Raw genomic sequence first — 7,070 nt, 5'->3', positions numbered from 1 at the left:
GGCCGATGCGGCGAGCCCGGCGCGCAGCCCGCCCGGCCCGTCGGCCAGCCAGCCGACCAGGCTGGGGCCGACGATCTGCCCGGCCGCGAACACCGTCGTGAAGGCGGCGATGCCGGCCGGCCACGCGGCGGCCGGCAGGTTGTGCCGCACCAGCGCGGTGGTCGACGCGACCACCGACAGGAACACGCCGCCGAACAGCGCGCCCGATGCGAAGCCGGCCAGCGGGTGCGCACTGACCACCGGCAGCAGCGTCGCGACCGCGAGCAGCCCGTTCAGCAGCGCCATCGGCTGCCCGCCGCGCCAGCGCTGCAGCAACCCGGCCCACAGCCACGACGACGCGATCACGCCGAGCCCGAGCAGCGCGTAGAACACCGTGATCAGCCCGCTGCCAAGTTGCTGCTCGCGCAGCAGCGTCACCGAGAAGGTCATGTAGCCRATGTAGCCGAGGCCGAACAGCGTGTACGACGCGAGGCCGAACACGAAGTCGCGCGGCCGGAAGCCGGTGCGCGCCGAGGCCGGCGCGGGTGCGGCGTCCAGGCCGCGCGTGCCGCCGGCGGTGACCGCCGTGGCGAGCAGTGCTGCCGCGCCCAGCGCGATCCACGCCCATTGCCAGGCATGCGATTGCGGCAGCGCGACGAGCGGCGGCACCAGCAGCGCCGACGCGACGATGCCGACGCCGGTGCCACCGTAGTACAGCCCGAGGATCAGCCCGGCGCGCGCGGCGCCATCGCTGCCGACCAGGCGGGCCGCCATCAGCCCGCCGGCGATGAAGGCGGCCGCGCTGGCGATGCCGGTCGCGAGCCGCAGCGCGTACAGCGCCGCATCCGAGCTGACGAGGCCGTGCGCCACCAGCATCAGCCCCGCCGACGCACTGCCCGCCAGCAGCACGCGCCGCGCGCTGACACGCGCCAGCGCCAGCGGCGTGACCAGCGCGCCGAGCAGGTAGCCGGCAGCGTTGACGGTGTTCATCGCACCGGCGGTGAGGTAGCTCCAGCCGAGGTCGGCGCGCATCGCCGGCAGCAGCAGCGCGTACGAGAAGCGTGCCAGCCCGAGCGACACCGCGGCGGCCAGGGCCAGGGCGGCGGCGGTGCGCAGCGTGGAGGAGGAAGGGCTCATCGCGGCGCATTGTGCCCATGCGCGCGGCCGGGCGCACTCGTCCTACAGCGTCGTGGGTGGCCGGCCGATGGGCGCGGTGCGGACTTCGCGGTGCAATGCCGCATGCACCAACACTTCGACGTCGACTGCGAGCTCAGTTACCAACTGGCCGGCCCGGCGGACTTTCTGTTCCAGCTGCATGCGCTGGACGGCATGGACCAGCGCGTGCTGAGCGAATCGCTGGACGTGGAGCCGGCGGTGCGAGTGCACGTCTACGAAGACCCGGCGGTGGGCCACCGCTTCGCGCGCCTGTCGGCCGACGAGGGCACGTTGCGGCTGCAGTACCGGGCGCGCGTCGAACGGCGGCCGGTGCCGGCGGACCTGGCCGCCGCCGAGATGGCGATCACCGAGCTGCCCGACGAGGTGCTGCACAACCTGATGCCCACGCGCTACTGCGAATCCGACCTGCTGTCGCATGCGGCGATCAAGATCTTCGGCGAGCTGCCGCGCGGTGCGCTGCGGGTGCAGGCGATCTGCGACTGGCTGCACGACAACGTCGACTACCAGCTCGGATCGAGCACCGCGACCACGACCGCCTGCGACGTGTTCCGCAACCGCGCCGGTGTGTGCCGCGATTTCGCGCACCTTGCGGTGACCTTCTGTCGCGCGCTGAACATCCCGGCGCGGCTGGTGGTCGGCTATGCGCGGTTCGACGAGCCGCCGCCGGACTTCCACGCGGTGTTCGAGGCGTACCTCGGTGGCCGCTGGATGATGTTCGACCCGACCCGGATGTCACCGGTCGACGACCTGGTGCGCATCGCGATGGGCCGCGACGCCAAGGACGTGGCCTTCGCGACGATCTTCGGGCCGGCGACGATGACGGGCATGCGGCCCGATGTGGCGCTGGTCGCGCAGGGTGCGAATGCCGGGCCCCGTGGCGAATCGTCTGGCTGATCGGGTGGAACCGTGTGCGCGAGCGCGTTACCAACCGGGCTGTTGCCGATGACGGGAGACTTTCAATGACATCGCCGAACCCTGATCGCCGTGCCCTTGCACAGGCCGAAGCCATCGGCGCCGCTGTGGTGCCCGCAGAACGCACCACGTTCCTGAAGATCGTCCAGATCCTGCACCGCAAGGAACAGCTTGCCGCGAGCGGGGAGGCGTTCGAGCGGTTCGATCCGACTGCCCCTGGCATTCGTCCCGGGCGGCGCCAGGATTTCCAGGACAGCTTCACCGGCTGAGACGCGCCGGCGCCTGGGTCAGGCCGTCTCGATCGCCTCGTTCTCGGCCAGCCAGCGCCGCCGGTCGCGCGCCGGCGGGGCACCGAACATCCGCCCGTACTCGCGCGCGAACTGCGACGCACTCTCGTAGCCCACCTGGTGCGCCGCGGTCGACGCATCGATGCCGCCGGTCAGCAGCAGCCGCCGCGCCTCCTGCAGCCGCAGCTGTTTCTGGAACTGCAGCGGGCTCATCGCGGTGACCGCCTTGAAGTGGTGGTGGAACGACGACACGCTCATGTGCACCTCGCGCGCGATCTCGTCGATGCGCAGCGCCTGCGCGTAGTTCGCGCGCAGCCGCGCGATGGCCTTCGCGATGCGCTGCGTCTGGCTGTCCTGCAGCGCGAGCTGCCGCAGCCGCGCCCCTTCACCGTTCATCAGCAGCCGGTACAGGATCTCGCGCTTGACCAGCGGCGCGACGATCGCGATGTCGGCCGGCGCATCGAGCAGCTTCAGCAGCCGCAGCACCGGCTCGAGCACCGGCAGCGCGATGCGGTTCACGTAGATGCCGCGCGCCGGCCCGGCGTGCGCGGCGGCGGGCAGGCGCTCGTCGCGGATCAGCTCGCCGATCTCGGCGATGTCCAGCGACAGCCGCAGGCCGAGGTAGGGCAGCGTGTCGCTCGCGACGCGCACCTGCCCGACCACCGGCAGGTCGACCGAGGTCACCAGGTAGTGCAGCGCGTCGTAGGTGTGGATGTCGTCGCCGACCATCACCTGCTTGGAACCCTGCGCGATCAACGCGAGCGCCGGCTCGTAGACGTTGTGCTTCGGCCCACCCGGGTTCGCGATGCGGTGGACGATGAGCCCGGGCACCGGCGTCTGCAAGGCACCTTCGACGCCACCGGTCGCGCGGTTCAGCATGCCCACCAGCGAGCGGCGGGCGTCGTCGAGTTCGAGGAGGTCGTCCATGGGGTCGTCGTGGGCGTGCAGCGGGGCGTGGAGGATCGGGTGCATCGCAGCTTAGCGCCGTCCATGCGCCGGTGCATCGCTTGCCGCAAGGGTCTGGAGAAATGGGCAAGAACTCTGCAGGAACGCGCTGGCGCGGCCGGCGCCCGCGGCAGGACACTGCCGGCCTGGCCCCGCTTTCCGGGGCAACGTCACAAGGAGCTGGACATGCAACATCGCAAACTCGGCCGCACCGGCCTGTTCGTCTCGGAACTCTGCCTGGGCACGATGACCTTCGGCGGCAGCAGCGGCATCTGGAGCCAGATCGGCAAGCTGCAGCAGGACGAGGCCGATGCGCTGGTGGGCCGCGCGCTCGACGCCGGCATCAACTTCATCGACACCGCCGATGTCTATTCGGAAGGCCAGTCGGAGCAGATCACCGGCCAGGCGCTGCGCAACCTGAAGGTGCCGCGCGACAGGGTGGTCATCGCCACGAAAGTGTTCGGCGAGACCGGCGCCAAGGGCGTCAATTCGTCGGGCATGTCGCGCTACCACATCATGGACGGCGTGAAGGCGAGCCTGAAGCGCCTGCAGCTGGAGCACATCGACCTGTACCAGATCCACGGCTTCGACCCGAGCACGCCGATCGACGAGGCGGTGCACGCGATGGACACGCTGGTGCAGCAGGGGCACGTGCGCTATGTCGGGGTGTCGAACTGGGCGGCGTGGCAGATCGCGAAGGCGCTGGGGATTGCCGAGCGCGACGGCAAGGCGCGCTTCGAGTCGCTGCAGGCCTACTACACGATCGCCGGGCGCGACCTGGAGCGCGAGATCGTGCCGCTGCTGCGCAGCGAGCAGGTCGGGCTGATGGTGTGGAGCCCGCTGGCCGGCGGATTGTTGAGCGGCAAGTACGGTCGCGACGGCCAAGGCGCCGAGCAGGGCAGCCGGCGCACCACCTTCGACTTCCCGCCGGTGAACCGTGCGCGCGCCGACGATTGCATCGACGTGATGCGCGGCATCGCCGAGGCGCACGGCGTGTCGATCGCGCGGGTCGCGCTGGCCTGGGTGCTGCACCAGCCGGCGGTCAGCAGCGTGATCATCGGCGCCAAGCGGGTCGAGCAACTGGACGACAACATCGCGGCGACGGCATTGACGTTGAATGCCGATGAGCTCGCGGCGCTGGACAAGGTCAGCGCGTTGCCGGCGGAGTACCCGGGGTGGATGCTGACGCGGCAGGCGGGGCAGCGGGCAGCCCGGCTGGGCTGACAGCTCTGGGGCGCTTGTCGGCGGTGCGAGCCGCGCGCAGCGCCCCGGCCACTTCAGCGAACCCTCGTCCGCGCTCGCCTTGAGCCAGGTACGCCGGCCACGTGTGCAGCCGATCCGCGAACTGCATCAGGTTCGCGACCCCCACGCTGACCGGGAAGTGCCCGAACATCGTCTGGTCGTTCGTCGAATCGCCGACGTACGCCCAGGCCGCGGTCTCGTCATCGAGCGAGCGCCCGAGCAAACGCTGCACGATCCAGCGCGCACCGCTCAGCTTGTCGTGCTCGCCGTACCAGCCGTTGATGTGGATCGAGCTGACGGTCGCGTTCATGCCTTCGCTGCGCATCACCTGCAGCACCGCGTCGATCTGCGGCGGCGTCAGGTGCGCGAACTCGCTGTGGTCGATCGCGATGTCGGTGACGCGGCCGGCGCTGTCTTGCGCGAGCGTGGCGCCGGGCACCTCGTCCAGCACGCGCCGTGCGGTCTGACGCAATCGCATCGCGTTGTGGGTGCGCGTCGCTTCGTCCTGTGCGTACTCGACCTGCAGCTGCCCGGCCGCATCGCGGAACAACGCGACCGCGCCGTTCTCCGCGACGATCGCGTCGATCGGCCAGTCGCGCGCGAACGGCTCGCTCCAGCCCATCGGCCGGCCGGTGATCGCGATGACCGGGATGCCGGCGTCGCGCAGCGCCTGCAGGGCCGCCAGCGCCGCCGGCTCGATCGCGCCGTCGCGCGTCAGCGTGTCGTCGATGTCGGTCAGCACGCCGCGCACGCTGCGGGCCAGCTCGGGGCTCAGTTCTGAAAGGGGGCGAGGCCGGGGTGTGGCGTCAGGCATGCCCCGCAGTCTTGCACGACCCGCGGGCATAACGCACGCCACAACGCACGCAATGGGCTGGAATCGGCCCGATCCGGCGACTACAATCCCTGCACTTTCCGAGGAGCGTTGCAAGGCCGCCTGTCGCCACGACAGCCGCCCCAGGCTCGGGAATCCAATTGCAACCGCGCTCACCCGCACGATCGTCCTTCGTGGGTGAGTTTGTGAACCGCGGTCCTGAACCGGGTTTCTGAGCTTCCAACGTCGTTGCGCGTGCGGGGTCCTTATCAACGGAGCCCGACATGAACGCTGTCCTCAAGCCTTCCCAAGACCACGCCATCGCCGACATCTCGCTTGCCGCCTGGGGCCGCAAGGAGATCCGCATCGCCGAGACCGAGATGCCCGGCCTGATGTCCATTCGCGAAGAATTCGCGAAGACACAGCCGCTGAAGGGCGCGCGCGTCACCGGCTCGCTGCACATGACGATCCAGACCGCCGTGCTGGTCGAGACGCTGCAGGCCCTCGGCGCCCAGGTGCGCTGGGCCTCGTGCAACATCTTCTCGACGCAAGACCACGCTGCTGCCGCGCTGGTCGAGAAGGGCACCCCCGTCTTCGCCTACAAGGGCGAGAACCTGACCGACTACTGGGATTACACCCACCGCATCTTCGACTTCGGCACTAAGGGTTCCGAAGGCGAAGGCCCGAACATGATCCTCGACGACGGCGGCGACGCGACGCTGCTGATGCACCTGGGCCAGCGCGCCGAGAAGGACATCAGCGTGCTGGACAAGCCCGGCAGCGAAGAAGAGACCTGCCTGTTCGCGAGCATCAAGGCCAAGCTCGCGCAGGACCCGACCTGGTACACCCGCAAGAGCGCGCAGATCCAGGGCGTGACCGAAGAGACCACCACCGGCGTGCACCGCCTGAAGGAAATGAGCGCGAAGGGCACGCTGCTGTTCCGCKCGATCAACGTGAACGACTCGGTCACGAAGAGCAAGTTCGACAACCTGTACGGCTGCCGCGAATCGCTGGTCGATGGCATCAAGCGCGCGACCGACGTGATGATCGCCGGCAAGGTGGCCTGCGTGGCCGGCTACGGCGACGTGGGCAAGGGCTCGGCCCAGGCCCTGCGCGCGCTCAGCGCCCAGGTGTGGGTGACCGAGATCGACCCCATCAATGCGCTGCAGGCCGCGATGGAAGGCTACAAGGTCGTGACGATGGAGTACGCCGCCGACAAGGCCGACATCTTCGTGACGACCACCGGCAACAAGGGCGTGATCCGCCACGAGCACATGCTCGCGATGAAGGACCAGGCGATCGTCTGCAACATCGGCCACTTCGACAACGAGATCGACATCGCGGCGATCGAGAAGTACGAATGGGAAGAGATCAAGCCGCAGGTCGATCACGTGATCTTCCCGGACGGAAAACGCATCATCCTGCTGGCCAAGGGCCGCCTCGTGAACCTCGGCTGCGGCACCGGCCACCCGAGCTTCGTGATGAGCTCGAGCTTCGCCAACCAGACGATCGCGCAGATCGAGCTGTTCACGCGGCCCGAGAAGTACGAAGTCGGCCAGGTCTACGTGCTGCCCAAGCACCTCGACGAGAAGGTCGCCCGCCTGCACCTGAAGAAGGTCGGCGCGATGCTGACCGAGCTGACGGACGAGCAGGCCGCCTACATCGGCGTGTCGAAGAACGGCCCGTACAAGCCCGACACCTACCGCTACTGATCCGCC

General features: G+C 69.4%; 7 protein-coding genes and 1 riboswitch. Of the genes, 4 read left to right on the top strand and 3 right to left on the bottom strand.

The window, feature by feature from the left end:
• Nucleotides 1-1,116 (bottom strand): YbfB/YjiJ family MFS transporter (locus ACXJLU_RS24050; RefSeq protein WP_457335328.1); only part of this gene is annotated, 1,116 nt, incomplete at its 3' end.
• A gap of 102 nt (nucleotides 1,117-1,218) precedes the next feature.
• On the opposite strand from ACXJLU_RS24050, the gene ACXJLU_RS24045 reads away from it, so the two are divergent.
• Nucleotides 1,219-2,049 carry a transglutaminase-like domain-containing protein gene (locus tag ACXJLU_RS24045; RefSeq protein ID WP_457335326.1) on the top strand — a complete coding sequence of 277 codons (831 nt, stop codon included), beginning with the start codon at nucleotides 1,219-1,221 and terminating at the stop codon, nucleotides 2,047-2,049.
• Nucleotides 2,050-2,114: 65 nt separating this feature from the next.
• A complete protein-coding gene (locus tag ACXJLU_RS24040; RefSeq protein ID WP_457335324.1) occupies nucleotides 2,115-2,336 on the top strand; it encodes a hypothetical protein in 222 nt (73 codons plus the stop codon).
• An 18-nt stretch (nucleotides 2,337-2,354) separates the two neighbouring features.
• Here the strand turns inward: ACXJLU_RS24040 and ACXJLU_RS24035 are convergent, their stop codons facing one another.
• Entirely contained in the window at nucleotides 2,355-3,281 is a 927-nt protein-coding gene (locus ACXJLU_RS24035) for an AraC family transcriptional regulator (RefSeq protein WP_457335322.1), read from the bottom strand.
• 204 nt (nucleotides 3,282-3,485) lie between these two features.
• Between ACXJLU_RS24035 and ACXJLU_RS24030 the strand changes: the two genes are divergently transcribed.
• Nucleotides 3,486-4,523, top strand: a complete 1,038-nt coding sequence (locus ACXJLU_RS24030) for an aldo/keto reductase (protein WP_457335320.1) — start codon at nucleotides 3,486-3,488, stop codon at nucleotides 4,521-4,523.
• Here ACXJLU_RS24030 and ACXJLU_RS24025 read toward each other — a convergent pair.
• Nucleotides 4,447-5,355: an HAD-IIB family hydrolase gene (locus ACXJLU_RS24025; RefSeq protein ID WP_457335318.1), complete on the bottom strand. Its 909-nt coding sequence runs from the start codon at nucleotides 5,353-5,355 to the stop codon at nucleotides 4,447-4,449. The two genes, ACXJLU_RS24030 and ACXJLU_RS24025, sit on opposite strands and share 77 nt — an antisense overlap.
• Before the next feature lie 94 nt (nucleotides 5,356-5,449).
• Nucleotides 5,450-5,534, top strand: a riboswitch (S-adenosyl-L-homocysteine riboswitch).
• A gap of 102 nt (nucleotides 5,535-5,636) precedes the next feature.
• Here ACXJLU_RS24025 and ahcY point away from each other — a divergent pair.
• Nucleotides 5,637-7,064, top strand: a complete 1,428-nt coding sequence (ahcY, locus tag ACXJLU_RS24020; protein WP_457335316.1) for an adenosylhomocysteinase — start codon at nucleotides 5,637-5,639, stop codon at nucleotides 7,062-7,064.
• Nucleotides 7,065-7,070 lie beyond the last annotated feature (6 nt).

It is taken from the genome of Rhizobacter sp. P5_C2, from assembly GCF_054049715.1.
This window is presented reverse-complemented; position numbering and strand designations above follow the sequence as displayed.